Genomic DNA, 264 nt, shown 5'->3' with positions numbered 1-264 from the left:
GTTATGCAACATCAGGCGCACCCCATCCAATTTACTCAGATGTTTGAGCTCCAGCGTTTGCAACTGCGTGCACAACTTTTCCAACGCATGCTCTGCCCGGTACACCTGAGCCAGGTCACCGTAGCATAACGTCATGGTGCGCCAGACTTGCTGCAACCGGTCACTCAGCCAGGCCAATAACGCCACTCGGGCATGGGTTTGCGGCGGCCATAATGCACTCCACTGATGAGACAGCAAGCCCGCCAGCAGCTCTAACCCTTCACA

The 264-nt window shown here is 56.1% G+C and carries 1 pseudogene; it reads right to left on the bottom strand.

The annotated features are described in order from the left end of the window. A pseudogene (locus tag V1952_RS22750) lies at positions 1-264 on the bottom strand (type VI secretion protein ImpA); the annotation flags it as partial.

The organism is Yersinia sp. 2542 StPb PI (assembly GCF_048593855.1).
In the GTDB taxonomy this organism is placed as follows: domain Bacteria; phylum Pseudomonadota; class Gammaproteobacteria; order Enterobacterales; family Enterobacteriaceae; genus Yersinia; species Yersinia enterocolitica_E.
Note: the sequence above shows the minus strand (reverse complement) of the source record. Positions and strands in the feature narration are given on the sequence as shown.